At 40.6% G+C, this 25,853-nt stretch carries 22 protein-coding genes and 1 pseudogene; 5 read left to right on the top strand and 18 right to left on the bottom strand.

Going from position 1 to position 25,853, the window contains the following annotated elements:
* Positions 1-57: 57 nt before the first annotated feature.
* Together ACSQ6I_RS08625 and ACSQ6I_RS08630 are read left to right on the top strand one after the other, a co-directional pair.
* Complete coding sequence (locus ACSQ6I_RS08625) at positions 58-909, top strand: SWIM zinc finger family protein (protein WP_438889936.1); 852 nt, start codon at positions 58-60, stop codon at positions 907-909.
* 358 nt (positions 910-1,267) lie between these two features.
* Positions 1,268-2,116: an SPFH domain-containing protein gene (locus ACSQ6I_RS08630; protein ID WP_438889937.1), complete on the top strand. Its 849-nt coding sequence runs from the start codon at positions 1,268-1,270 to the stop codon at positions 2,114-2,116.
* Between the two features lie 99 nt (positions 2,117-2,215).
* Here ACSQ6I_RS08630 and folP read toward each other — a convergent pair whose 3' ends face one another.
* From folP to ACSQ6I_RS08645, 3 genes are all read right to left on the bottom strand, one after another.
* Positions 2,216-3,064, bottom strand: coding sequence for a dihydropteroate synthase (folP, locus tag ACSQ6I_RS08635; RefSeq protein WP_438889938.1), 849 nt, complete (start codon positions 3,062-3,064; stop codon positions 2,216-2,218).
* Positions 3,065-3,159: 95 nt separating this feature from the next.
* Positions 3,160-3,885, bottom strand: a complete 726-nt coding sequence (tpiA, locus tag ACSQ6I_RS08640; protein ID WP_438889984.1) for a triose-phosphate isomerase — start codon at positions 3,883-3,885, stop codon at positions 3,160-3,162.
* 341 nt (positions 3,886-4,226) lie between these two features.
* Entirely contained in the window at positions 4,227-5,048 is an 822-nt protein-coding gene (locus ACSQ6I_RS08645) for a class I SAM-dependent methyltransferase (RefSeq protein WP_438889939.1), read from the bottom strand.
* 350 nt (positions 5,049-5,398) lie between these two features.
* Here ACSQ6I_RS08645 and ACSQ6I_RS08650 point away from each other — a divergent pair, with 350 nt between their 5' ends.
* A complete protein-coding gene (locus ACSQ6I_RS08650) occupies positions 5,399-8,344 on the top strand; it encodes a GAF domain-containing protein (protein WP_438889940.1) in 2,946 nt (981 codons plus the stop codon).
* Positions 8,345-8,576: 232 nt separating this feature from the next.
* Here the strand turns inward: ACSQ6I_RS08650 and ACSQ6I_RS08655 are convergent, their stop codons facing one another.
* Entirely contained in the window at positions 8,577-10,319 is a 1,743-nt protein-coding gene (locus tag ACSQ6I_RS08655; protein ID WP_438889941.1) for an EAL domain-containing response regulator, read from the bottom strand.
* A 443-nt stretch (positions 10,320-10,762) separates the two neighbouring features.
* On the opposite strand from ACSQ6I_RS08655, the gene ACSQ6I_RS08660 reads away from it, so the two are divergent.
* Positions 10,763-12,220, top strand: coding sequence for a GTP-binding protein (locus ACSQ6I_RS08660; protein ID WP_438889942.1), 1,458 nt, complete (start codon positions 10,763-10,765; stop codon positions 12,218-12,220).
* 38 nt (positions 12,221-12,258) lie between these two features.
* Here ACSQ6I_RS08660 and ACSQ6I_RS08665 read toward each other — a convergent pair whose 3' ends face one another.
* From ACSQ6I_RS08665 to ACSQ6I_RS08700, 8 genes are all read right to left on the bottom strand, one after another.
* Positions 12,259-13,257: a permease gene (locus tag ACSQ6I_RS08665; RefSeq protein ID WP_438889943.1), complete on the bottom strand. Its 999-nt coding sequence runs from the start codon at positions 13,255-13,257 to the stop codon at positions 12,259-12,261.
* Between the two features lie 12 nt (positions 13,258-13,269).
* Positions 13,270-13,512 (bottom strand): thioredoxin family protein, encoded by a 243-nt coding sequence (locus ACSQ6I_RS08670; protein WP_438889944.1) that lies wholly within the window; start codon positions 13,510-13,512, stop codon positions 13,270-13,272.
* Between the two features lie 304 nt (positions 13,513-13,816).
* Positions 13,817-14,674, bottom strand: coding sequence for a DUF6920 family protein (locus tag ACSQ6I_RS08675; protein WP_438889945.1), 858 nt, complete (start codon positions 14,672-14,674; stop codon positions 13,817-13,819).
* A gap of 46 nt (positions 14,675-14,720) precedes the next feature.
* Positions 14,721-15,383 (bottom strand): GIN domain-containing protein, encoded by a 663-nt coding sequence (locus tag ACSQ6I_RS08680; RefSeq protein ID WP_438889946.1) that lies wholly within the window; start codon positions 15,381-15,383, stop codon positions 14,721-14,723.
* 31 nt (positions 15,384-15,414) lie between these two features.
* Positions 15,415-15,939: a hypothetical protein gene (locus tag ACSQ6I_RS08685; protein ID WP_438889947.1), complete on the bottom strand. Its 525-nt coding sequence runs from the start codon at positions 15,937-15,939 to the stop codon at positions 15,415-15,417.
* 48 nt (positions 15,940-15,987) lie between these two features.
* The gene (locus ACSQ6I_RS08690; protein WP_438889948.1) at positions 15,988-16,665 is read right to left on the bottom strand and encodes a DsbA family oxidoreductase; all 678 of its coding nucleotides are present in this window, start codon (positions 16,663-16,665) and stop codon (positions 15,988-15,990) included.
* 12 nt (positions 16,666-16,677) lie between these two features.
* Positions 16,678-17,214, bottom strand: a complete 537-nt coding sequence (petC, locus tag ACSQ6I_RS08695) for a cytochrome b6-f complex iron-sulfur subunit (RefSeq protein ID WP_438889949.1) — start codon at positions 17,212-17,214, stop codon at positions 16,678-16,680.
* A gap of 36 nt (positions 17,215-17,250) precedes the next feature.
* The gene (locus ACSQ6I_RS08700; protein WP_438889950.1) at positions 17,251-17,463 is read right to left on the bottom strand and encodes a YgaP family membrane protein; all 213 of its coding nucleotides are present in this window, start codon (positions 17,461-17,463) and stop codon (positions 17,251-17,253) included.
* A 297-nt stretch (positions 17,464-17,760) separates the two neighbouring features.
* On the opposite strand from ACSQ6I_RS08700, the pseudogene ACSQ6I_RS08705 reads away from it, so the two are divergent.
* A pseudogene (locus ACSQ6I_RS08705) lies at positions 17,761-18,247 on the top strand (DUF4079 domain-containing protein).
* Positions 18,248-18,544: 297 nt separating this feature from the next.
* Here ACSQ6I_RS08705 and ACSQ6I_RS08710 read toward each other — a convergent pair.
* From ACSQ6I_RS08710 to ACSQ6I_RS08735, 6 genes are all read right to left on the bottom strand, one after another.
* Entirely contained in the window at positions 18,545-19,051 is a 507-nt protein-coding gene (locus tag ACSQ6I_RS08710) for a rhodanese-like domain-containing protein (protein ID WP_438889951.1), read from the bottom strand.
* A gap of 45 nt (positions 19,052-19,096) precedes the next feature.
* Positions 19,097-19,369, bottom strand: coding sequence for a hypothetical protein (locus ACSQ6I_RS08715; RefSeq protein WP_438889952.1), 273 nt, complete (start codon positions 19,367-19,369; stop codon positions 19,097-19,099).
* A 142-nt stretch (positions 19,370-19,511) separates the two neighbouring features.
* Positions 19,512-19,667 carry a lmo0937 family membrane protein gene (locus tag ACSQ6I_RS08720; RefSeq protein WP_438889953.1) on the bottom strand — a complete coding sequence of 52 codons (156 nt, stop codon included), beginning with the start codon at positions 19,665-19,667 and terminating at the stop codon, positions 19,512-19,514.
* 545 nt (positions 19,668-20,212) lie between these two features.
* Positions 20,213-20,662 carry a pyridoxamine 5'-phosphate oxidase family protein gene (locus ACSQ6I_RS08725; protein WP_438889954.1) on the bottom strand — a complete coding sequence of 150 codons (450 nt, stop codon included), beginning with the start codon at positions 20,660-20,662 and terminating at the stop codon, positions 20,213-20,215.
* A gap of 43 nt (positions 20,663-20,705) precedes the next feature.
* The gene (locus tag ACSQ6I_RS08730) at positions 20,706-23,507 is read right to left on the bottom strand and encodes a cation-translocating P-type ATPase (protein WP_438889955.1); all 2,802 of its coding nucleotides are present in this window, start codon (positions 23,505-23,507) and stop codon (positions 20,706-20,708) included.
* A 376-nt stretch (positions 23,508-23,883) separates the two neighbouring features.
* Positions 23,884-25,545, bottom strand: a complete 1,662-nt coding sequence (locus ACSQ6I_RS08735) for a mechanosensitive ion channel (protein ID WP_438889956.1) — start codon at positions 25,543-25,545, stop codon at positions 23,884-23,886.
* Between the last annotated feature and the right edge of the window lie 308 nt (positions 25,546-25,853).

Consider the following 25,853-nt stretch of genomic DNA (forward strand, 5'->3'; position numbering starts at 1 on the left):
CATTGCCCAAAATAATACTTTTTTATAAGATAAAATCATATTATTTGTGAATTAGTTATGACTAACGATACCTTACAAGCTAGTAGAGAATGGTGGTCACAAAGGTGGCTTGATTTACTAGATTCCTATCGCTTTAAAAAGCGTTTAGAACGGGCGAGAAACTATTCTAGACAAGGTAATGTTTTAAGTATTGAGTTTAAAGGAGCAAAGGTATTAGCTAAGGTACAAGGTAGTGAAGTTGAACCTTATAAAGTTTCTCTTTCTCTTGACTCTTTCACTGATGAAGAATGGGGTTATGTGATTGAAACTATGTCCCAAAAAGCTAGTTATGCTGCTAAGTTACTAGCGGGAGAAATGCCACAAAATATAGAAGATGTATTTACAAGTAATGGACTGTCATTATTTCCTTTTACTCTAGGAGACGTTCATGGTAAATGTTCTTGTCCTGATAAAGCAGTACCTTGCAAACATATAGGTGCTGTATATTATCAGTTGGGCGATCGCTTTAGTGAAGACCCTTTTGTTTTATTTCAGCTACGAGGACGTACTAAAGAACAAATTATTAGCGATTTACGACAGTTACGGAGTAAGAAATCTGGAATTAAATCGGAAGAAGCATCGTTAAAACAGGAAAAATCCGCAAAGAAACAGGCAAATATTAATTCTCAATCTTCCATCAATCTAGATAGTTGTTGGCAATATAATGAACCATTAGAATCCTCTTTAGTAGTAATTGTGCCTTCAGTTAATGAGACAATATTAGATGTTTTAGGTACAATTCCCCTAGCTAAAAATGAGGAAGTTTTAGTAAATTCATCAGCGGGTGATGTCGCTATGAATTATTTGCAAACAGTTTACAAAGATGTTAGTCAGAAGGCTGTTTTATTAGCGATGAATGTAGGTGGATGAGTTAAAATAATTCGTAATTTGTAACGGAGATTTAGAGGAAAACCGAGTTACTTGTATCCTTTTTTTACGTAGCATCTCCACAGGAGATTCTGGATCTGGATAATTCAGAATGGAGATTTTTTTGGTAAAGTTAATAACAAGATTACTACTTGCCAGCTTGTAATCAAGGTGCTTTAATAGCTAGGCGCTGCGTAGAAATACCATCCCGCTAAAGTTTCCAATCTGTACGATATTTATAAAATTTACAGCTACTCATGTTCATAAAGTTACAAACTCAAAACATTTAGACTTACAGGTAAGAAAAGCCATTACCATACTCTTGACACTAAATTCTACCAACCGCTGAAGAGGAACATATATGGAGCCAATCATTGCTATAGTTTTAGCGCTCATAGGTTACGCCTTAGGATCTGCAAAAATAATTAATGAAGGGAATGAAGCCCTTGTCGAACGGATGGGGCGGTATCATCGGAAACTTTCACCTGGGCTTAACTTCATAGTTCCCTTCCTTGACCAAATTGTCATGGAGGATACAACAAGGGAACAGGTTTTAGATATTAAGCCTCAAAATGTGATCACTAAGGATAATATCTACTTAGAAGTTGATGCAGTTGTTTACTGGCGCATTACTGAGATAGAAAGAAGTTTTTATGAAATTGACGATCTCCAACAGGCACTGTCAAATTTGACTACAACTACGCTCAGAGAAATTATTGCCCAGAACAGCTTAGACGAAACCAATATGTCTAGAGCAAATTTGGACAAAAGCATACTAGACCTATTGAATCCAATTACAAAAGGTTGGGGAGTTAATATTATCCGCTTAGACATTCAAAGAATTACACCGCCAGAAAGTGTAAGGAAGTCAATGGAAGATGAACGGGCTGCGGAAATAAAAAAACGGGCGGTGATTACCGAAGCGGAAGGGGAGCGACAAGCAGCGGTTAAAAAAGCGGAAGGAACTAAGACTTCGATGGAGATCATTTCTGAAGTTTTACGTTCCCATCCTGAAAGCAAGGATATTTTACGGTATCTTGTGGCTCAAGATTATGTACAAGCCAGCCAAAAACTTAGTGAAAGCAATAACGCTAAAATTGTTTTTGTAGATCCAGCTAACTCCACAGATATGTTTCAGGAATTGATTGCTGAATCAGTTACTAAAGAAGAACCGAAGACAACTTCTGGTAATGGTAATGGTGCTGGTTAATATTTACAGCAGATTGCAGATAAATGAGGCTTCCGTGAGCGTACTAGGGCTGACTCCGTTCGACTGAGGCTCACGGCAAAGCCTGATTTCTGCTGTAAGTTATGCTGACTGTCGATAGATAGCATCAGCAACTAGGGAGACATCGCGCATTTCTGAAACATCGTGAATGCGGAGGATGTCAGCACCATTAAAAATAGCGGCACAACAAGCTGCTGCTGTTCCCCAAACTCTGGCTTTAGGATTTGGTTGGTTTAAAATGTTGCCTATAAAACTTTTACGGGAAGCTCCTACTAGTATTGGACAATTCAGCATTTTTAATGATGGTAAGCGGCGAAAAATTTCTAAATTTTGCTCATAGTTTTTAGCAAAGCCAATACCAGGATCAATAATGATTTTATTTTGTTTAATCCCCGCAGCAATTGCGGCTTTTTTTTGCTGAGATAAAAAACTATAAATATCCTGTATTAAATCCTGATAATTAGTTTGTTGTTGCATTGTCTGGGGAGTTCCCCGGATGTGCATTAAGATAATTGGCACATCTAAATGGGATACTGTTGCCAGCATTTCTGGGTCAAATGTACCGCCAGAAATATCATTGACGATATCGGCTCCAGCTTCTACAGCTGCTTTAGCTACATTTGCTCTAGTTGTATCTACAGAAATGGGAATTGAAATTTCTGGTCGGATTACTTGTAAAACCGACAGTACTCTGTCAAGTTCTTCTGTGAGGGTGATTTGTTTTGCACCTGGACGAGTTGATTGACCACCAATATCAATCATATCAGCACCAGCAGCTACCATTGCTTGGGCTTGAGTTAAAGCGGTTGAAGCTGTGTTAAATAGACCACCATCACTAAAGCTATCAGGGGTGACATTTAAAATCCCCATCAAATAGGTGCGCTGTCCCCAGATGAAACAGCGTTCTCGAATAATTAATTGCTTTGACATAAGTTTCATACCGCCCCGGAATGAATTCCGAGGCTAATAGCAAAAATCCGTTTTAGAGGACTAAATTGATTTGTCAAAAAGTTGTAAATGGCGTTCTACTGATAATTAACAATCCTGGCAAAACTATCAGCTTCTAGACTCGCACCTCCGACGAGAGCGCCGTCAATTTCTGGTTGAGCCATGATCTCATCAATATTATTGGGCTTAACTGAGCCACCATATTGAATTGAGACGTTGGGATTAGTCAATTGAGAGCGAATTAAGCCAATTACCCGATTTGCTTCTTTGGTTTCACAGGTGTCACCGGTTCCTATCGCCCAAATTGGTTCATAAGCAATAACCAAATTATTTTGATCAACATCGATTAAGTCTTTTTCTAGCTGGGAGATAATCAGTTTTTCGGTTTCTCCTGCGTCTCGTTGTTGTTTGGTTTCACCAACACAGAGAATGGGGATGAGTCCATGCTTTTGGGCTGTTTGGAGACGGAGGTTAACGGTTGCGTCTGTTTCGCCAAAATATTGCCGTCTTTCGCTATGACCAACGATGACATAGCGGACACCAATTTCTGTGAGCATGGGAGCAGCAATTTCACCAGTATAGGCTCCATTGTCTTCCCAATGGACGTTTTGTGCGCCCAGTTGGATTAGGCTACCGTGCAAATATTTGGACATGACGCTTAGGTCGGTGAAGGGAGGACACAGTACTACTTCTCGTTCTGAGGGTGTTTCCTCCAGGTGGGGCAGAAATCCGCGTAAGAATTCTTCGGACTCTGACCGGGTTTTGAACATTTTCCAGTTACCGGCTATAACTATTTTTCGCACAGGTGATTTTGTCAAGATGCTAACGCTACTAGATGCATTTTTCACTCTACTACTTTTTCGGACACTCCTTGTCTACCGGGGGGGGAAAGTGCTTTGGTTTGGCGATCGCTCTCTCAACCTTAAAAATGCGTTAATGCTTGACCTCCAGTAGGTGATTGCGCTTCTTTGCCTTGATTCTAAAAGCGATCGCATAAGTGCTGTCTAAGATTCGCCAAGTTATACTGCCAAACAAATTGATTTCGCTGAAAATCAATAAAATAAGGTGCGTTAATGAAATGTAACGCACCCTACAGGATCTGATTTTTTATAAAAATTGGGGATCTGATAGCGAGCAACCTCACCTAAACTTTTCTCATCACCTGAAAAGCCGAAATATATGTAATCTCAATACTTCCCCCATAAAGCTCATTAATTTTCTCTCGCAAACCAGCAAATAAAGCATTCTGAATAGAAGCTTCTAACTTTAAATATGGTGAAAGAGTGCCTAGGAGCAGCAAATAATCATCAACACTGTAAGTTACCTGACAGATAATATGATCAGATACTAAATCTTTAAACTTACCGGAAGCAAGGGCTTTTTCTCCGAAAGATTTAACTATTTTTTCTTGAGTTGTTATATCTTCATATCTTCCTGAAGATGGAGCATAAATTTTATAAACTTGATGTAAAGTTTGGTATACTTCATAATTAGGTTGAGGTGTCATATTCCATAACAAAATTAAAGCCCCGCCATCCTCTAAAGCATCCGCAGTTTTTGTATAAGCTGTTTCAGGGTTCATCCAATGAAAAGAAGTTGCTGCTAAAACCGCATTAAATTTCCCTGGTGCTAATTTCCATTCTTCAAAAGTTGTCTGCTGAATCTCTATATTTGGATATGCTGCACAATTTTGTCTGGCAAACTGACAAGCTACTGGACTCGGTTCTAGACAAACCATTGAAAATCCTAGTTGAGCAAAAGATATGGTTGCATTTCCTGGACCACATCCTAACTCAAGAATCCTACTATCAGAGCTAAGTTTAGCGATTGCAACAGCAGTTTTAATTATTGCTTGAGGATAGCCTGGTCTAACTTTGTTATATGCTTCTGCAACAGGAGAATACCAGTTTTTTCTTAGTTCTAAATTTTGAGGATATAATTTTTTGAGTTGCTCTAATTTTTGCATAAGTATTCAAGTAGTGGTACAAAATAAAGTATCTATTTGGGAGAGGGAACTCTTAAAGGTAAACCGGAAAAAATACCTAAATTTTATACACATTCAAAAATAGCTGGATATTTTACCATAGGCGCTTATGATATGATAAAGTTTGTTCTATTTATAGCAGTAAATATGTGTTTAGGGAAACTCAACTTACACAGCACACAGAAATAATAATTTCTTGTTCTATAGGTTTATAAGAACACTTTGTTAGTACTTGATTTGTCAGCGAAACGCTTTAAGTCTTGTATATTCATTATATTCAATTTAATTGAAAGAGTCATTATCCAAAAAGCAATAAATATGCCTTTCTAATAATGTTTATACCTGCAAATGCTCAAACTCAAGCTGAACTAAGGTTGGCTATAGTTCGTAACCCGTTAGTAGTAACACCAGAGACAATGGTGATGGAAGCGATCGCTATGCTCGCCGCAGGCATCACTCAAATGAGTGGTGTTAGATCAGTGTGTTCAGTTTCTCAAGCCACTGACAGCAAACAAGAAAGCTTGCTAGTGGAGGCACGTTCAAGCTGTGTCGTGGTTGTAGAAAATAATCAACCGGTAGGGATTTTCACAGAAAGAGATGTGGTACGACTAAGCGCCCAAAGACGAAATTTAAACAACCTAGCCATCCGCGATGTCATGGCGCATCCTGTCGTCACCTTGCACGAGTCGGAGTTTACTGACCTCTTTTTTGCCGTTAATCTGCTCCAACACCACAAAATTCGCCATTTACCATTGGTTGATGAGCAAAATCAACTGGTGGGACTGCTAACTCATGAGAGTTTGCGGCAAAAATCACGGACTGTGGACTTGTTGGGGTTGCGTCTTGTTAGTGAAGTGATGACAACAAAGGTGATTTGTGCTGCTCCTGATATTTCCATATTAGCGATCGCTCGCTTAATGGCAGAAAACCGCATCAGTTCTGTCGTGATTGTGCAAACACAGGCATCTCTAATCATTCCCATCGGCATCGTCACTGAGCGTGATATTGTCCAGTTTCAAGCCTTAGACCTGAATTTTGAAACCTGTCTAGCAGAGGCTGTCATGAGTACGCCGATTTTCTGTGTCAACGCCGATGAATCTCTGTGGAATGTACAGCAGATAATGGAGCAGCGATTGATTCAGCATTTAGCGGTGACAGGAATAAACGGAGAATTGTTAGGCATCGTTACCCAAAGCAGCATATTAAAAGTTCTTAACCCCTTAGAGTTATATAAATTAATAGAAATTTTAGAAAAAAAAGTATTGCAATTAGAAGCCGAGAAAACAGAACTGCTAGAAAATCGCACCGTTGAACTAGAAGAGAAAGTAGTTGAGCGCACCATTGCACTCAGAAAAAAAATAGTGCGCGAGCAGTTAATTACTAAAATTGCTGCTCAAATTCGGTCATCTTTAGATTTACAAGATATTCTCAATACCACAGTTGCAGAAATGCGATCGCTCTTGCAATGCGATCGCGTCATTATTTACCAGTTCCGTCCTGACTTTAGCGGTACAGTTATCGCCGAATCCATAGTTGCAAATGGAGTGTCTATCCTCAATAGTGAGCCGCAAGATCCCTGTATTACCCCAGAATGGCTTGAACCTTACCGTCAAGGGAAGATTCGGGTTATTAATGACATCCAGTCCGAATCCATGAGTGATTGCTATCAGAATATGCTCATCGAGTTAGATATTCGCGCCAAACTCATGGTTCCTATCGTCATAGCAGAGCGGCTTTGGGGATTGATATTAACAAATTACCGCGATCAGCCCCACAATTGGGAACTTGAGGAAATCGAACTGGTGCGGCAACTGTCGATTCAACTTTCAATTGCTATTCAACAAACAAACACTTACCAACAGTTATATCAACTCAATCAAGACTTAGAAAATCAAGTTCAAGAACGCACCAAAGCTTCAGTCCTCAAAGATGCCAGCGGTGTAGTTATAGGATCTCAAGGCATACTTCTTGATATTAGCGAACAGCAAGCTGCACTTCGTGAACGCAAGCAAGCAGAACAAATAATTAAGCAGCAAGCAGAAAGAGAATATTTGCTACGTAAGACCACCCAAAATATTCGTCAATCTCTGGATTTGGCAACTATTTTTAATACTGCTGCTCAAGAAATCCGGCAATTAATGAATGCAGATCGGGTAGGAGTGTTCAAATTCGATTCGGAAAGTAATTTTACCGTTGGTGAAATAGTCTCTGAATCTATAGTTGATGGCTTTAAATCTGCCCTAGCGACTAAAATTCATGACCACTGTTTTAGTAACCAATATGCCGCTTACTATCAGCAAGGCAGAATTTTAGTAGTAGATGATATTGACACTGCTGGACTTGCAGATTGTCATCGAGATTTTTTGGCACAATTTCAGGTTAGAGCTAATTTAGTTGTGCCATTGCTACATGGAGAAAATTTGTGGGGTTTGCTGTGTATTCATCAATGTTCTCAACCCCGTCACTGGCAAGAGTTTGAAGTTGAGCTTGTGCAACAAATAGCCAATCAATTAGCGATCGCAATTCAACAAGCGGATCTATTTGAGCAATTGCAACTGTCTCTAGTGCAAGAAAAAGAAGTCAGCAAAATGCGATCGCGCTTCATTACTATGGCATCCCATGAATTTCGTACACCTTTAGCCATTATTGCCTCATCTACAGGCATTTTACAAAAATTTAAAGAGCGTCTGACTCTAGAAAAACAACAAGAACATCTAGCAACAATCCAAAAAACGGTAAAGCATATCGTCCAACTTCTTGACGATGTTCTCATGATTAATCGCGCTGAAGTAGAGAAGATGGAATTCAAACCAGAAGCATCAGATATCATTGCCTTTTGTCATCATCTCACACAGCAAATAGAAGCCACTAGTAACAAACACATAATAGAATTTTCCTTTCATGCGAGTCAGCCAATATTAGAAAATTCTTTCATAGTGCAGTTTGATTCAAAAATCCTCCAACAAATTCTTACAAATATCCTGAAAAATTCTATTAAATATTCTCCTCAAGCAAGTTTAATTAAATTTCATCTGACTATAGAAAATGACAAATTAATCTTTAAAATCAAAGATTATGGCATCGGTATTCCCGAAGAACACAAAATTAATTTATTTGCACCTTTTCATCGAGCTTCTAACGTTGGCAGTATTTCTGGTACAGGCTTAGGGCTATCCATAGTCAAAAAGTGTGTTGATCTGCACAAAGGAGAAATTGCCTTAGATAGCAAATTAGGAAATGGAACAACATTTACAGTCAGTATTCCTTATTCACAGTGATAAAAAATCTCAGAAAATCAATAAAGTAAGAGAACTCCACAAAAAGAAATGCCCAATGTCATTCTGTTCACGAAGTGTAGTGTTCGCGCAGCGTGCCGTAGGCTTTAGAATCCTCCGAGATGCTAGAGCCTCCGGCTCCCGTAAGGGATACGTTTCGCTTTGCTACACTCAGCATGACAAGACAGGATCATTTATTTTATGGCTTACTCTAAAGCTTGCGGATCTAAAGACCTTAATTTTCTAAAGCAGAAGTTGAGTTTTTCAACAATAAAAATTTTTTCAATTCTTCTATTGAGAGAGGGGGACTAAAAAAATAGCCCTGAATTACATAACAACCATTTTGCCTCAGCCAATCTAACTCATTTTTTGTTTCTACTCCTTCCGCAATAATATTAAGATTGAGATTATTAGCCATCTGAATCATACTTTTGACAAGCGCTTGTTTATTTTTGAATTGGTCAATATTAGTAATAAAATAACGATCTATTTTCAGGCTATGAAAAGAAAAATCTTGCAGATATTTAAATGATGAGTAACCTGTACCAAAGTCATCAATTGATATTATGATACCCTGATTGCTTAAAGTATCTAATTTATGCTTTACTAATTCAACATCTTGAATAAACACCGATTCAGTCAATTCTAATTCTAGAGACTCAGGGGCAATTCCTATCTTTGTAATAATTTCAATAATTCTTTCACTAAAATTTTCTGTTCTGAACTGACAAGCTGATATATTTACAGCCATATTAAAATCATTAAATTGTTCAGATTGTAAAATCTTAAGTTCTCTACAAGCTGTTTCAATTATCCATTCTCCCAAGGGAATAATAAAACCAGATTTCTCAGCAATGGGAATAAATTCTGCTGGAGAAATTTTTCCATGTTCTGGATGCTGCCAACGGATTAATGCTTCTAGACAAACAACTTTCCCAGTTATAATATTGATTTGAGGCTGATAATAAAGCTGAAATTCGTTTCTCTCCAGAGCAGGTATTAAATCAGCTTCCAAAATAACTTTTATGCAGAAATTATCTAATATCTCTTGATTATAGAAGTGATATAAATTCTTGTCTTGAGATTGATAATGTTCAAGAGCAAATTCTGCATGAGTTAATAATTGACTGAGTTGTAATCCATCATTTGGATAACAAGAAATTCCGATTTCAGCTTGAAGAAAGATTTTTTGATTACTAATAAATAATGGTTGTAATAAATTATCTAAAATATTTTGGGCAACATCAGTTATAGTTTTAATATCTTGAGTTGGTTTTAATAAAATTACTAATTGATTCGTTTTTAAATGAGCTATTATATCAATTAGATTATTGTGTAAATTTAGATCGCTTAATCTTCCAGATAATATTTTAATTAAAAAATATTTTAAACTAGTTTCAAAACATAATTTATTAGGATGGATAATATCTATATCAATAAGTAAAAATGGCAGCATTTGTTGCTTATTATAAACTTGAAAACGAGTTTTATTAAATTGTTCTTCTAAATAAAGTTGATTAGGTAAACCTGTTAAGCTATCATGACGAGCTAAATATATTAGTTCAGTTTCCATCTGCTGAACCTGATTCATATAGTGTTGGGTAACAGCTTGGCGTTTTTGGAGTTGTGTCTTAATTGCTTGGAGGAGTTCAGAGGCTTCAAAAGGCTTGGTTAAGTAATCATCTGCACCAAGTTCCATTGCTTGACGCAGATCACATCGCTCGGCTTTAGCCGTCAAAAAGATAAAAGAAATTGTGGCATTGACTGGATTTTGACGCAATATTTGAATTAAGGAATAGCCATCTAATCGAGGCATCATCACATCGCAAATAATCAGATCTGGCTGATATTGTTCAGCCATCTGTAAGCCGATTAATCCATCTTCTGCGGTCATCGTAGAGAATCCTTCTAGACCGAGAATTTGCTGAATCAGCTCTCGTAATAGAGGATCATCTTCAATTATCAAAATCTTATTCATTTGCTAAATTTTAATTATAGGTAATAATTTAGATTTTTAGTCAATGTTGATGCTTGATTATTAACAACACCTCATTTTCTATATTCGGGGAAAACGGATGGATAGTCAACTACTGTAATCTCAGGAATTACACAAAATTATTTTTGGGAACTTTACTGTAACTTTAATTAAAATTCAGTAAAATTGCAAAAACAACGGAAAACGGAGATTATCAGTGATTAGGCAAGGATTATAGGACTTAAGCAATGAATACCTCTGGTAAGGTGTGTCAGACTTAATAATGCGGTAACAATCAAAATATTTTCGACATCTGACGCACCCGACTAAATATGTCAGTTACGTAAGTTCTGGATTATAGTAATTTTCTCTGTCCTATTTTCTCAAACTCCTGCTAAAAGTTACTAAGATCAGAAGCGAGGTCAATTCAAAATTCATAAATCAACATGACATCAACATTACCAGAACCCTCTGCAAACGAATTACCCAACTGGGAAGAAGAATTGGACAGTGCCATTTTTACCTTTGAAGATATTCAGTCTGAACTCAACTATAAACAAGCCAAAACAGCGCTGAGAAATTTAGTTAATAATCTCGACCTCACTGTCCAAGAAAAATCTGGATTGGAGGCAGAAATTGCCGACCTAGAAATCATGCTCTTAAAATTAGAAAGTATGGTGGTGCAAATTGCTGCTTTTGGGATGGTGGGACGTGGTAAGTCTTCTTTGCTTAATGCTTTGGTTGGTGAATCAGTTTTTGAAACTGGCCCTTTGCATGGTGTTACCCGTACCGAACAAAAGGTGAATTGGAGAATTACAGAAGAAACAATTGGTAAAAAGGAAAAAGCTTTGCGAGTGACTTTAGGTACTAGTAGTCAGTCCCAAGTTGAATTAATTGATACTCCTGGATTAGATGAAGTTGATGGGGAAACCCGTGCGGTGTTGGCTGAACAGATAGCAAAACAAGCAGATTTAATTTTGTTTGTGATTACTGCTGATATCACAAAGATGGAACATGAGGCGCTTTCTCAACTGCGGGAAGCTGGTAAACCGATTATTTTGGTGTTTAATAAAGTTGACCAATACCCAGAAGCTGACAGGATGGCAATTTACCACAAAATCCGGGATGAGAGGGTGCGTGAACTGGTTTCACCGGATGAGATTGTGATGTCTGCGGCTTCACCTTTGGTAAAAACGGCAGTGCGTCGTGCTGATGGGACTAGGGGCGTACAATTGCGTTCAGGTGATGCTCAAGTTGATGAATTAAAGTTGAAAATTTTAGAGATTCTCCAACGTGAGGGTAAAGCATTAGTGGCTTTGAATTCGATGCTTTATGCTGATACGGTGAATGAGCAGGTTGTGCAGCGAAAATTGATGATTAGGGAAGAGAATGCGAATCAGTTGATTTGGAAAGCGGTGATGACTAAAGCAGTTGCGATCGCACTCAATCCTGTGACTGTAGTTGATATACTTAGTGGTGTAGTTATTGATATTGCTTTAATTCTCGGTTTATCTAAACTTTACGGCATCCCTATGACCGAAAGCGGTGCTGTGCAGTTGCTACAAAAAATTGCCCTGAGTATGGGCGGTATCGGTGCGAGTGAACTACTAGCAAATTTAGGTTTGAGTGGTCTAAAAAGTTTATTGGGTATCTCTGCATCAGCTACAGCCGGAATTGCCCTAGCCCCATATTTATCAGTAGCCATAACTCAAGGAGGAGTAGCTGGAGTGTCGTCTTATGGCATTGGACAAGTCACTAAAGCTTATTTAGCTAATGGGGCAACTTGGGGGGCAGAAGGGCCAAAAGCGGTAGTTAGTCAAATTTTGGCAACTTTGGATGAAACTTCAATTCTCAACCGGATCAAAGATGAGTTGTTAACAAAGGTGAAAGTTAGGAGAAGGTAGATGACCAGCATTTGATCAGATTTGGAGATGCGATCGCTTCAATTAATTATGGCGTTGAATATGTAGCCAATGCTGATAATACCAACGGTCATTAACCCGACAAATACGGCTAATAATTGGGGTCTTAGCACTTTTTTGAGAATCACCATTTCCGGAAGAGATAGTGCTGTTACCGCCATCGTGAAGGCTAAAACTGTACCCATAGGCATTCCTTTATTTACCAAAGCTTCAGTAATTGGCATTACACCCGCGATATTTGCATAGAGTGGAACACCCAAAATTACCGCGATCGGCACTGCAAAAGGATTATTCGCGCCTGCATATTGGGTAATAAAATCTGTCGGCACATAACCATGAATCCCTGCACCAATCGCAATTCCACCCACTACATAGAGCCAAACCGATCGCACAATTTCACTGGATTGGAATCTTCCTTGCTCAAATCTTTGTCCCCACGTTAACGCCACTGGTTCTAGGGTGTCTTCACCTTCTAGAGGTATTGCTTGACGAGATTTTTGCAGTTCCCAAACAAATGGTTCTACCCATTTTTCTAATTTCAGGAGTCCGATGATATATCCAGAAGCGATCGCTAAACCCACGCCAAAGCCAATGTAGATCAGCGTCACCTTCAACCCAAACAATCCCCAGAGAAGGATAACAGCAACCTCATTTACCATTGGTGCTGCCATCAAATAAGAAAAAGTCACACCTAAAGGTACACCTGCTTCTAAAAAGCCGATAAACAAAGGAACCGCAGAACAAGAACAGAATGGTGTAACTATTCCCACCATTGCTGCCAAAATATTTCCTGCAAAAGTGCGCTTTCCTTCTAGCAAAGAGCGAACGCGCTCTGGTTCTAAAAAGCTTTGAAATGTCCCAACAATAAAGCTAATTACAATCAGTAATGTTAAGACTTTTGGCACATCATAAAGAAAGAAGTGCAGACTTGATCCTAAATGCGATGAAATCGACAAGCCCAAGAGTTGGGTAACGATCTGGGTTGCTAACCAATCAAACGGATAAAACGGATCGAACATCAATTTGCCTCTTTAACGCTGCAATAGGGGCTGAATTTGTTCGGGACTGATGACTTGACCTTTGCTGACAACTTTGCCATTGATTGTCATAGCGGGAGTAGACATCACACCTCGTTTAGCAATTTCGATTGGGTCGGTAATGTGCAGAACTTCAGCAGTTAAATTCAGATTTGCCACAGCTTCTTGAGCGTTTGCCTCTAACTGTTGGCATTTTTTGCAGCCTGTACCCAAAATTTCAATCTTGATAGCATTCATGACATAACTCCTTTTTTGTATTCTCTAATTCAGCTTAGTTAACTGCCAGATTCTCTTTTTCGTTTTTCTCAAAGTAAGTATGACTCCATAGCAATTTAGTAAACTAATGCTAAATCCTATACCAAGATATAAAGTGAGAGTCTAGACCAACAAGTTGAGGAACTTGTGAGGGATATTAAACATGGCTTTCTGGTTCTCAATGGCATGGATAATCTTGATCGCCTGTTTCGATTGTAAGGTTGAGTTATCAATGTCAAAATGAGCATAAAGTGCTTAACAGGTGTTGGTGAGCGATCGCTGTTGCTCACTGTGCAAACTCATAGTTAATCTCTGCAATCTTTCCTTGGAAATAGAGCCGAGTGCCTTCTGGATGCTCCCATCCCACTTCACCTTCCAAGGGAATAAGCATCCCATTCTGAACTGTATAGTTCCAAAACCTGCCATTCCAGGGCATGGCAGTCAGCTTGTCACCATCCATTCGATAACGAGCCTCAGCCCGAATAGTAGAGATAGCACCTTCAGCATTAAACTGAAATACAAGGGAGACTGTGGTTGTACCGTTGGTCAGAGTACCACGAGCGGAAGTGTCATCAATCGCTTCCCAGGATACGCCCTGGCTGGGTAATAGGGCGGTGGGATACCAAACTGCCTCAGCAAATAACCTTAACAATTCACCTTGATTTAATTCAGGTGTAACGCTCATTTTCATAACAGTGAAAAGACCGAGCAATGATGCGTGCAAATTGCCCTCTCCTAACAGATATGTATCATGGACAAATGCATTTAGTCCTGGAGCCATTTGGATACGTGCATCCCAATCAAAACCCAGACGTTGAGTAATTACAAATTGGGTGGCGGTAAATGGACTCCACTTGGCTTCAGTTTCACTCAAATTAAACTGTCCTTGCTGAGAGAATTTGACCGCAGCCACAATTGCTTGTCCATCCTTGAGTACTGTCCGAAAGAATCTTTGTACGGGGGCTGGCAAGCCTTCAATTTCTTTTTGATCGTAGATTTGGGGCTTAATTGTCCGCCGTCCATTTGTTAATTTGGCGCGTAATTTATCAGTATCCAACTGCCACCGATAACCACCATAAATGGCAGCAATTACAAGGCAGACTATAATAAAAATACCTGTATTTGCAATCCATTTTATCCACATAATACTTACCTATATTTGTTAATTCAATTATCAATAAATGAATTAGCTAACGTTTCTTGACTGACCCCACGCCCCGCCCAGATTCCCGGACTTGAGGAGAGCCAATATACTCTACTGAACCCACACCGGATACAGTCGCATCCAACTGCTCACTCACATTAACCACCGCACTCCCCACGCCGCTGTGGCGAACCGTAGCTTGCTTAGTCTTGAAATTCTCACCTTGGAAACTTCCAACCCCGGAAAGATCGAGTTCCAGCACATCAACACTGCCAGCGATCGCTAGGCTAACCACCCCATCAAGGGAAACTGACAACCGTTTACCTTGGATATCCTTGACTTCAATACTACCAACACCATCTATATTCAAGCTCTCTAGGCTCTTCACCTCCACAACGAACTCAATGGGCTTGGTGGGATTCATATTGGTATCTTTCATGATGGTGAGATACAGAACATTGTCAGCTACACGACTTTCTAGCAACGGCAGAATGTTGTCGTCGGCGGTAATCGTGAGAGACTCTTTTCCTGTTTGCTGTATCGTGATTTTGCCGATGGATTTACTAGAAATAGATGAGAATCCAGCCACCTCTCTAGATTCAGTCTTCGCTATTCCAGAGCCTCTCAGCCCACCCAAACTGAGAGAGCAACCTGTTAACAGGCTCAAAGCTGTTAAACACGCAACCAAACCGTATAGCTTCGATCTCATTGTTTTGCCTGCTATATAAATCCTGATTCGTTCACTTTTCATCCAAAAGATTTCTGGAAAGCTTCTGGCTTAACACGAGGCGATTCTTGTATTTCGTATAAGCAAAGTAACTAGCAATAATCATCAGAAATCCTGGAGCTGCAAGCCATAACCAGAAACCAGGAAGTAACTTAGTTAATAGAAGATGACTATAGGGATTACTACCATTGGGTAAAGTCAGCCAGTATGCTGATATTGTTCCTGTAAAGCCGACAATAATTGCAATAAAAGCAGAAACTATTGAGAATTTGTATTTTTTCTGTACAAACAATTTACAGGAAAACCAATAAAGGGGATTGGCTAACCAGCCAATAGCTGGAATTTGAAGAAAGAATAATCCAAGTAGTCCCCAAATTGTAACTTCAGCCCCCTTCATAACAGAAATAAAACTTGTCTGCTTTGTCTGGTTATCAACTATATCAAAAGCAAGTGCTGGCAAGCTAAGTGCTATTATGTAGAGCAATAGAGATATTCCCAATACAACCAAGCGTTTATCAAATAAAAGTGGTTTTTTCATGGGGTGCATTTTGATGGCAATCGCATCTTTTCATTAATGCTTGCATTTCTAACACCAGGATTGTTCTCCTGGAGGATTGTGTAGTAACTCCCGAATATTGGCTTCGATGACCCGGTAGCCCACATTGCCGTTGAGTCTCTGTCTTCCTTCGTTAAAAATCAGAGTGGGGCTGACTGTAACCGTATGTTCTTTGACTAATTCCAAATCCTTGGATAGCTGGGCATAAGCCTCACCACTATCGATCTGAGCTTCAATAGCAGCGATCGGCAGTCTTAACTCCTCCGCAATTCCAAATTGTACCTTACGATCAGAAATGTTTGCCAGTTGGGTAAAAAAAGCCTCCCGAAATGCCCAGGTTGCTTTTTCAAATCCCTGTTGATCTCCCTCTACCAAACCTTTCGTTTCTAGTAGTTGAATCGCATGGAGAAACAAATGACAGGATGTGGATGAAGGCGGTGTAACGTTAGTCCAAATATCAGGATGAACGGTGATGTGATCGAACTTTTTCGCAACTTCCTGGACATGATGGCTGTATCCTGGCAAACCACCGCGTTCGCGCCATCGGTTCTCCAGCTTTTCACGAGCAACACCAAAGACGGGGACAAAGTGCTGTGCGATCAGAATCTTGTCTTCAAAGGTTGTTTTCAACTCATCCAAACGAACCTGGGCAATATAAGCCCAAATGCAAAGAATATCGGAAAAGTAAAAAATACGAATGGGTTCCATATCACCTTATCCTTATACCCACCAGGGCTTTTTTCCAGTGCGGGGATCAGTTTCTATCCACGGCGAGATTAAAATGCTGTTGTCGATGACTGCAACCTGGACAATTTTCAGCGGTAGAGGAGCCGGACCACGCACCACTGACCCATCAGGGGCATAGCGGGAACCATGACAGGGACATTGAAACTGCTCATCCAGGGGATTCCAGGGAAAGGTACAACCGAGGTGAGTGCAGTTATCGACAAGCCCGATATGATCCAGGGTGTGATCTTCTTTGACAACCAGATAGGTGGGTTCTCCTGCCAAACCAGCAACTAGGGCGCGGGTTTCTGGCGGTTCAGCCAAGATTTGCGAGGCTGGGATTTGATTCCCTAAAATATCTTTAGCAAGAATAGCACCTCCCGCTCCTGTTTTTTCTGCTGGAGCAATGAAAAACTTTCCCAGCGGATAGAGTGCGGAACCTGCGGTTACAGCAACAGCGGCTCCAGTAAGAAAGTTGAGAAGTTGCCGCCGTGATAGGGATGGACTTTCGATGGGAATACTATTGTCCATGTATGGATCTCCTTAAGAGCAGATGAGTGAATTCTTCTAAAGTTGCTCGTTGATCTGGCTGGTACGAATTCCCAGGAGGCTATAAATACCGCAAAATCCTACTAAAGCTGTTACCAGCAATACGCTACCTGCGAAGACAAGAATCATACCCAATCCTGTACTGCCGTAAGGGAATATTCCTATATAAAACAATGCCGAAGCCAACAACAGACGGATCAGGCGATCTAACGAACCAACATTCGTTTTCATAACTGTAATCTCCGATATTGAATGCATTACAAAAACCTTGGTGCAATAATGCAAGAAGCGACTCTCAAGGTATTGCAATACTTTTCTTGTAACTGTCTTTAATATAACAAGTTAGTTATGACAATCCATCTATCTGAATTGTGAGAATAAATGATGTTTGTTCAAGAGCGTTTCCACAAAATCTGTCTGAAGACTGACTGGGGATTTCTAAATACTATATCTCATGAATGACTGGGGATTTATACATACTATGGCAAACTAAATTAAGTATAAGCAACTACTTAGGATATCAAAGTTATGAGCATGGAAAGTTTAGCGGCTTTCAAACCCTATCTCAGCTTTTTCCACCCTGTTACTATGTGGATATTGCTGGTCGTTGCGCTCTATGCCATGTACCTGGGTGTGCAAGTCCGACGGACGAGGCTGGCAGATGGAGATATCAAGAAAGAATTGGTGAAGGGTCGGTTCGCCATCCGGCATCACCAAATTGGCTCCATCCTCCTGGCGCTGATGGTAACGGGTGCGATCGGGGGAATCACTGTTACCTATCTCAACAGTGGCAAGATTGTGATTGGCCCCCCATCTGTTTGCTGGCTTAGGGATGGTGGGGTTAATTTCTACTTCTGCGGCGTTGGTTCCCTTCATGCAGAAGCATGACTGGGTTCGCAGCATCCACGTTTCGCTGAACCTGATTCTGTTGGGATTGTTTGGCTGGCAAGCTGTGACAGGAGTGCAAATTGTGCAAAAGATTTTGAGCCAAATGATAAAGAACGGTGCAGCGTAAGTAGGGTTTGCTGAAAAAGATTTTTGTCGGCATCCAATATGAATCGTTATTAATCTGCGATGGCGTATCGCGCTCAGTTATATTCAAAACAGTTAAAAAATTAACTTTTTCAAACAATATTGATCGTTTTATTCCATAAGGTAGGGGTTGAGCAATGCTAAACCCCTACGACAAGTTTAGGTTTTTTCGTAATCTTGTAAAAGTTCAAATTTCAGGCATCTGAAGCATAATTTAGATGGAAAAATTACTGCCTATTTTGGTATTGTTTCTCAGTCTTTCCTGCCTCATTTCACACAGTTATGATTTGGCGATTGCCTCTCCTGCTGCTTGCCAACCTGCAAAGCTAGGTGGAAAACCCTGCACATTCTCATAACCCTCAAGGTGCAGCGTCATTACCCCCATTGCGGAGCGATAACCGGAAGAACAGTACAGCACCACTTCGCTATCATGCGGAATTTGATCCAGATTATGAGTCAGGGTTCGGAGGGGAATATTGATCGCGTTCGGTATATGTCCAGACTTATACTCAGAGGGTTCTCTCACATCCACCAACAGGGTTTGAGGGTTCTTTAATAGGTTTTTTAACCCTTCCACACTGGCGATCGTGTAATAGCCTGGTGGAATTGATGTCAGAAAGCGATCGACTCCTGATTGCAGATTCGGTGAAACTGCTGCAAACTCTACTCCCAATGTAGATGGAAGGAAGGAAGCAGCAGAGATGGAAGGTTGTCCAAGGCTAAAAAAGAGGTAGATCGATAATGTGAGTCCGAGCAGAATTGTTGAGAACAAATTTTTGAACAGCATATATTTTCTTGGATTTTTAGGTTGAGTTTATTTATGCTTATCTATTTATTGAATTTTCAACGCCATAAGACCAACAAGTACAAGGAAACCTAATGTTCTACGAAAGTAATTAACGCCTTGAAATAATTCTTCCCAAGCCCAAGTAAATAACGCGCCAAAAGCTAATAAATCCAATCCTGTATTAATTTTACCTGTTGTAAAAATTATCTTTAATAAACTAGCTACAATCCAGAAAATGAGTGGTAGATTTGGCATCTGAGCTAGAACTATTTTGCCTTCACTGTCTCGAAACACTTGATTTAACAATGTATTCTCCATTAAATCACTCTCTTACAATAAAAGGGTCAGTCCCACAATACCATCCAGGTAGATTTGTCATAGTGTTTGTTACTAAGTGTTTTCGATATTGCGATCGCTCTGACTTGCAAACCAGTCAGAGTTTTCTTAGTTAAAACAGTTATTAGACAATACGTCGCCCTATAAATAAGTTGTAGACAATGCCAATCAGCGCCAAAACTAAAAGCAGGTGAATTAAGCTGCCGCCAATGTGAATTGAGAATCCTAACAACCAGAGAATGAAAAGCACAACAACAGCAGTCCAGATGAGATTCAACATATTTTCCTTTTTTATTCAGATATAAAGTGATGAAAATTCATTACTTTTTTGAGATGATGTCTCTGAAAGCCAAATTGAGGAAGCGAAGATCAACCTATAAATTCCCAAAACGTCTATTCTATAATTAATTCTTTCTTTACTCAACCTTCTAATTCTAGAATTAAAATATTTAAATATCATCTATAGCTAGAAACAGTTTTGATTGGGATGTTATCTATAATTAGACATACATCAGTGAATTATGAACATAAATTCGGGCGGGTAAAAATTGGCTTGCTCAAGGCTATTTTTTTATCAAAGTAAGAAAAAATTTACAATATTATAATTTCAGTGAAAATAAACATAACTATATTGAGAAGGATAAAGGGTGAGAAGAAAGGTTTTCCCCTTTTTCCCTTACCCTCTACATAGTTCGGTTTAATCACGCCTACTTACTTGTTTAATAAGCCTACTCAGAGAGTATTTCTAACTCAATGAATGTCAAAGTTATTTTGTGATAAGCTCTAACTCTTTCAAACGTCTCAACGGTTGAGGTATCCCGGTTCTTACCGACTGCTGACTCCATCAGTCGTGCGTCCGCTCATTTCACTTTCGTGGATGCGGTAGATTGCAATTACTTCTGCACGTCCCCAAGAGTCAATCCACGTTCGATTGATCGCCGGAGAAAGGGTTGCATTGCGCTCTTTGATGAATTGTATAGCGTTGTCAATTTCTTGCTGCTCTGTGAGGCGCTCGGCTCGACCATTAACAATCACGCTGCGCCAATGGAGTGGATTTTGAATTTCTTCCACCTGTAGGCAGATTTCTGGATTCGCATCTATGTCATGAGTTTTCATGCCGACCGTTGTAAACAAGTAGATGTCGGAATCTTTGAGATAATAATACATTGGCATTACGTAGGGTTTGCCTTCGTGTACGCAGCCAAGATGACCGTATCCTACTTGATGTAGCAGTTCGTGTATTTCTTTTTGTCCCATTTCGTCGATATCTAACATTATTATTCTCCTAAAGATTCAGTTGATTGTAGAATTAGCCATCTCAAACTGATAAGCTACCGCGCTTTCGTAATTCATCAGCCATGAGTATCAATGGTGGACAAAGGAGCAGCATTAACCATTGCACGGGAGCTAAGGGTGCGGTTGCAAAGATTTTTTGCAAAGGTGCGACATAGATAATAGATAGAATCAGCGCCCACTCAACAGCGATACCTAACCAAATCAAACGGTTGCTAAAAAAGCCCAAGTGAAAAATTGAGACACGCTCACTGCGGCAGGCAAAAACGTTACCATCCTGACAAGCAACGATCGCTGCCAGTGTCACAGTTGTGGCTTGATGATAAATTGCCATCTGGGTTGCAGTCGCCGAGTGCGCCAGAATAGCTGAATTTATCGCTTGCAACTCGGTAATTCCGTAGCCATTTGCCCACCAAACCAGCAGAAAACCGATCATTCCTGCCAAGCCTTCCAGTAACCCTAAAAAGCAATAAGCACGCAGCAGTAACGACTTATCCAGTAAGGGTTTCGACTTTTTGCGGGGTGGTTGTAGTAAGATGCCTGCTTCCGGTTGTTCTGCACCCAAAGCTAGGGCAGGAAGCATATCTGTACCCAAATCAATCGCTAGAATTTGCAGAATTACCAAAGCTGGGGGAATCTTTAAAAAGACCATTGCCAGAAAGGGGATAAATTCTGCCATGTTGGATGAGAGGATGTAGGTGATAAACTTTCTAATATTTTGATATACAGCCCGTCCCTGTTCGATCGCACTGACGATGGTGGCAAAGTTATCATCAATCAGCACGATATCAGCGGCTTCCCGCGCCACATCTGTACCACTCATCCCCATCGCAATGCCAATATTGGCGGCTCTCAAAGCTGGAGCATCATTCACACCATCACCCGTTACGGCGACGATATGACCCATTGCAATGTAAGCTTGAACCAGTCTTAACTTCTGTTCCGGCATCACCCGCGCAAAGACTAACCCGGATTTTTGATGTAAGATTTGACGCAGTTGGGCATCTGAGAGATGTCCCATATCTTCACCTGTAACCACCCTAGCTTTACCATTCACTAAACCAATTTTACGAGCGATCGCTTCGGCTGTGAGTCCATAATCCCCCGTTACCATCGTTACTTGGATACCCGCTTGATGGCATTTAGCGATCGCATCTGCAACTTCTGGCCTAGGCGGGTCAATCATTGCCACTAAACCAACGAAAATCAGATTTTGCTCTAGTTCCTGGGCATTTTGTGGCTGAATTTCCTGCTTCTGCTGGGTAGCAACTCCCAAAACTCGATAACCCCGACTGGCAAAAGCATCATTAGCGGTAGTCACTTCCGCCCTTTCTGCTGCTGATAATTCTTCTATCTGCCCATCTTTAAGAATTTGTTGACAGTGTTGCAGTACATCCAATGGTGATCCCTTGGTAAAAATTAGATAGGGAGCCGTGAGCGGTTTGGACTCCAACTCTAAACCTGAATCCTCCCCAGTTCTTTCTAGGACGACACTCATCATCCGACGGCGGGAATCAAAGGGAATTTCCTGTTTTCTGGGAAGTTGATGCTGTAGTTCTTCCAGATTCAATCCCTTTTTTAGCGCCACTACCAACAGTGCGGCTTCGGTAGGATCGCCAATTTCTTGCCACTGACTAGAACCTGCTGGATGGTTCAGACGAGCATTGCAACATAGAGCCGATCCTGCCAACAGTAGCTTTACCTGTGACTCCTGGCGTGGATTTTTGACTCGTATCTCTCCGTTTGGTTCGTAACCTGCTCCCGTGACTTCAATCTCATCTGTGGGAATCCAGAGTTGGCGCACTGTCATCTCATTTTTGGTCAGTGTCCCGGTTTTGTCTGTACAGATGACAGTTGTTGCACTCAATGTTTCCACTGCCGAAAGACGACGCACCAAAGCATTACGTTTAGCCATGCGTTTGACACCAATTGCCAATGCCAGGGTAACTGTGGGTAGCAGTCCTTCTGGGACAAAGGCCACAATAATGCCGATCGCAAAAATGAAGCTTTCTTTGGTTCCCATCCCCACCAATAGATGAGTCAGCAAAAACACCAAAATACCCATTCCCAGAGCGATCGCTGTGATGATATGCACGACTCTGTTGATTTGCACTTCCAGGGTGCTGGGTTCTCGCTTCAAGTTTGCAGTTAGATGGGCAACTTGACCAAATTCTGTTTGAGTTCCTGTAGCATAAACAACCGCTAAACCACGCCCAGCCGAAACCGTAGAACCCGCAAAGATGAGATTGCTGGCTTCAGAAGCACGCATCTTTTCCGTGACCACAGGTTCGGCATTTCTCGCCACCGGTAGCGATTCTCCAGTCAGCACCGAGACATCAACATACAAAGACTGGGCGGAAACCAATCTGGCATCGGCGGAAATGCGATCGCCCTCTTCCAACTCCATCACATCTCCCGGCACCATTTCCCTGACAGCAATCTCACAGAGTGTCCCATCTCGATAGACTTTAGCCTTAGCGGGCAACATTTTATTAAGTGCTGCTAACGCTTGTTCAGCCTGGAATTCTTGCCAAAAACTAAACCCCGCATTAATCCAGATTACTGCCCAAATTGCCCAACCGAGTTCAGGTGTACCGGAGATAAAAGCCAGCGTCCCTGCAACCCAAAGTAAGAGTGCCATGAAATGGGTTAGCTGGTCTGTGAAGCGGAGAAATAGAGAGCGTCGGGCAGGTTCGGGCAGTTCATTAAACCCGTAATGCTTGATTCTGATTGCGGTTTCTGCCTCGGAAAGTCCCTGTGACGAAGTTGACAGAGTTTCGTAGACTTCCTGAGTTGATAGTGTCCAAACAGGTGAATGAGATACCATAGAGAATCAACAAGTTGCCTGTCATAGATTTGCAGTTGGACGGTTAACCAAATAATTACGAATTATTTTAACTGCTGACTCCATCAGTGGTTCGTCCACTCATCTCCTAGGATGGATATAGTAAGGGACTCGCAAATAAAAATATCCAAAAATTTCTTGAAAAATTTCTTTTGGTGCGGGCATCCTGCCCGCTAATCATTGATACAGCCTATGATGGTTTTTGAGACTTCACCCTCTAGCTAAAGTTAGAAAAAACTACTTAACTAGGTTGATTTTGGGCATTTTTCAGGAAAGGATGATATTTATCCCCTGCGTCAGTCCTGATGATGATATTTTGGGAAATATTTGATTTTTTAGAAGTCCCTAACTGATTTTCCTATTCCTTATTGCCTGTTTCCTTGAAAGAAGCTAACCATTCTCTCATTTGTTCTTGGGCTACATCACGGCCACCTAAACCAAATGCTAAGGCAATAGCGACTGCGATCGCACCAAATAACAACCCAAAGGCTAAATTCACGATATCAGGAGCAACGCCAATCTGTTGCAGTGCCATTGCTGAAACTAAGGCAATGATAGAAATCCGCGCTACTTGAGCCAAAACTCTGGCTTGGGAATTTCCAGAACTGCTAATAATGCTAAAAGCCAGATTTGCCAAAAACAACCCAATCGCAAATACTATCAATCCCGCTAAAATTCGTCCCAAGATAATGACAATACCTGTCACTAATGATGTCAGTGCGGGAATATTTAAAATATTCACAGCTGCCACAGTTGCAAACAGCATGATCCCAACTAAGACGATAATTCCAGCTACTTCTGATGGAGTGCGCGTTGGGGCTGTGGATGCTGTGGGTTGTTCGGAATAAACTGCTTGCTGGTTGAGTGATGGCAAACCCAGGATAGTGAAAATGTTGTTAAAGCCTAAGCTGGTGAGGATAGTTGTCACCAACTCTGAGACAAACCTACCGAGAAAATAGGCAACAATTAAAATTCCGGCTGCGGTGAAAATGCTGGGTAAAGTATTGAGAACCTGTTGCAGCATGACAATTGCTGGTGCAGAAATCGCCTCAATTTTTAGAGCATTGAGTGATGCGATCGCTACAGGAATCAAAATCAAAATATAGACAATTGTGCCGATGATCTTTGATAAAGACTGCACCCCCGCAGCGGGAGACAGTCCAAACCGACTCCCTACATGATCAATTCCCGTTGTACGTAATAAATTTGTGACAATCCGCTGCACTATATTGGCCACAAACCAGCCAACTGTAGCAATGAGAATTGCCGCTAAAATGTTGGGTAGAACTGAAAGAATCTCTGTAGTTAAAGCTTGTACTGGTAGTAGTGCCTCCTGAAGTCCCAAAGTCTCCAGAAGTAAACCCAGAAACAATAAAAAGATGAACCAATACAAAGCATTACCAATAGTCTCACTGAGAGACAATTGATTCGTGCTGGGTGTACCATCTTGGGTTTCTTGACTTAGACGCTCATCAAATCGTAACGTCCGTAATGTCCGAATAGTCAACAACTTGACGATAGTTGCTAAGAACCAAGCCACACCCAAAATTATGCCGGCACCAACCACCTGGGGCAAAAAGCCAATCAGTTGATTGAGGAAATTATTCAGTGGTTGAGAGGCTACTTCTAGACCTAAACTCTGTAAAACAGCCACTACTGTCAACAGAAATATACTCCAAAAGACCAGCCCAGAGATTAGTTTCTCAATCTGGGGAGCATCTTGACTACCAGTGATTCCAGCAGCAATTCGGTTATCTATGTTTGTGCGATTGAGGATTTTTTCTATGGCTTTGGATGCGATCGCTGCAATCAGCCAACCAACTAACAAAATCACAGCCGAACCGAGTAAACGGGGAGTAAACAGAATTAGCTGTTCGACAACTCCTTGAACATCTGCAACTCCTTTACTGACTTCTGATGTCTGAGTTTGCAAGCTTGACGATTGTGCTAAAAATTGCTGCACCCGGTTCGACAAACCAACTGCTGTCAACTGGGTTATTCCTTGCCAAGTTGTGTTCATGGTTTTTCGATATTTTAAGTTTTCGTTGAATACACTGAAAAATGTTTACAGTATCAATTGCCAACTGCAATTGTTAACTTCCGTAAATCCACTACTATTTACTTATCTATTTACCAGTAAGTGCATAAATTGGGATTTATATCAAGTATATTTGCTGGATTTTCTGAATTAATTTCTAATAGACATCAACCGAATTTAAATATGCATGACCCAGAACCCTTGTAGAGACGTTCCATCGGTAGGGATTCTTGGATATACATTCTTTTTCGCAGATGTCTAATTGAGTCGAGGTAATGATTGTAAAAAAA

Origin of the sequence: Anabaena sp. WFMT, assembly GCF_051781005.1 — a bacterium.
Taxonomy (GTDB): Bacteria; Cyanobacteriota; Cyanobacteriia; order Cyanobacteriales; family Nostocaceae; genus Anabaena.

Bases quoted from the DNA above. Each gene is read 5' to 3' on its own strand.
- ACSQ6I_RS08625 (WP_438889936.1), top strand. From the start codon at position 58: ATGACTAACGATACCTTACAAGCTAGTAGAGAATGGTGGTCACAAAGG.
- ACSQ6I_RS08630 (WP_438889937.1), top strand. From the start codon at position 1,268: ATGGAGCCAATCATTGCTATAGTTTTAGCGCTCATAGGTTACGCCTTA.
- folP (WP_438889938.1), bottom strand. From the start codon at position 3,064: ATGTCAAAGCAATTAATTATTCGAGAACGCTGTTTCATCTGGGGACAG.
- ACSQ6I_RS08645 (WP_438889939.1), bottom strand. From the start codon at position 5,048: ATGCAAAAATTAGAGCAACTCAAAAAATTATATCCTCAAAATTTAGAA.
- ACSQ6I_RS08650 (WP_438889940.1), top strand. From the start codon at position 5,399: ATGTTTATACCTGCAAATGCTCAAACTCAAGCTGAACTAAGGTTGGCT.
- ACSQ6I_RS08655 (WP_438889941.1), bottom strand. From the start codon at position 10,319: ATGAATAAGATTTTGATAATTGAAGATGATCCTCTATTACGAGAGCTG.
- ACSQ6I_RS08660 (WP_438889942.1), top strand. From the start codon at position 10,763: ATGACATCAACATTACCAGAACCCTCTGCAAACGAATTACCCAACTGG.
- ACSQ6I_RS08665 (WP_438889943.1), bottom strand. From the start codon at position 13,257: ATGTTCGATCCGTTTTATCCGTTTGATTGGTTAGCAACCCAGATCGTT.
- ACSQ6I_RS08670 (WP_438889944.1), bottom strand. From the start codon at position 13,512: ATGAATGCTATCAAGATTGAAATTTTGGGTACAGGCTGCAAAAAATGC.
- ACSQ6I_RS08675 (WP_438889945.1), bottom strand. From the start codon at position 14,674: ATGTGGATAAAATGGATTGCAAATACAGGTATTTTTATTATAGTCTGC.
- ACSQ6I_RS08680 (WP_438889946.1), bottom strand. From the start codon at position 15,383: ATGAGATCGAAGCTATACGGTTTGGTTGCGTGTTTAACAGCTTTGAGC.
- ACSQ6I_RS08685 (WP_438889947.1), bottom strand. From the start codon at position 15,939: ATGAAAAAACCACTTTTATTTGATAAACGCTTGGTTGTATTGGGAATA.
- ACSQ6I_RS08690 (WP_438889948.1), bottom strand. From the start codon at position 16,665: ATGGAACCCATTCGTATTTTTTACTTTTCCGATATTCTTTGCATTTGG.
- petC (WP_438889949.1), bottom strand. From the start codon at position 17,214: ATGGACAATAGTATTCCCATCGAAAGTCCATCCCTATCACGGCGGCAA.
- ACSQ6I_RS08700 (WP_438889950.1), bottom strand. From the start codon at position 17,463: ATGAAAACGAATGTTGGTTCGTTAGATCGCCTGATCCGTCTGTTGTTG.
- ACSQ6I_RS08710 (WP_438889951.1), bottom strand. From the start codon at position 19,051: ATGCTGTTCAAAAATTTGTTCTCAACAATTCTGCTCGGACTCACATTA.
- ACSQ6I_RS08715 (WP_438889952.1), bottom strand. From the start codon at position 19,369: ATGGAGAATACATTGTTAAATCAAGTGTTTCGAGACAGTGAAGGCAAA.
- ACSQ6I_RS08720 (WP_438889953.1), bottom strand. From the start codon at position 19,667: ATGTTGAATCTCATCTGGACTGCTGTTGTTGTGCTTTTCATTCTCTGG.
- ACSQ6I_RS08725 (WP_438889954.1), bottom strand. From the start codon at position 20,662: ATGTTAGATATCGACGAAATGGGACAAAAAGAAATACACGAACTGCTA.
- ACSQ6I_RS08730 (WP_438889955.1), bottom strand. From the start codon at position 23,507: ATGGTATCTCATTCACCTGTTTGGACACTATCAACTCAGGAAGTCTAC.
- ACSQ6I_RS08735 (WP_438889956.1), bottom strand. From the start codon at position 25,545: ATGAACACAACTTGGCAAGGAATAACCCAGTTGACAGCAGTTGGTTTG.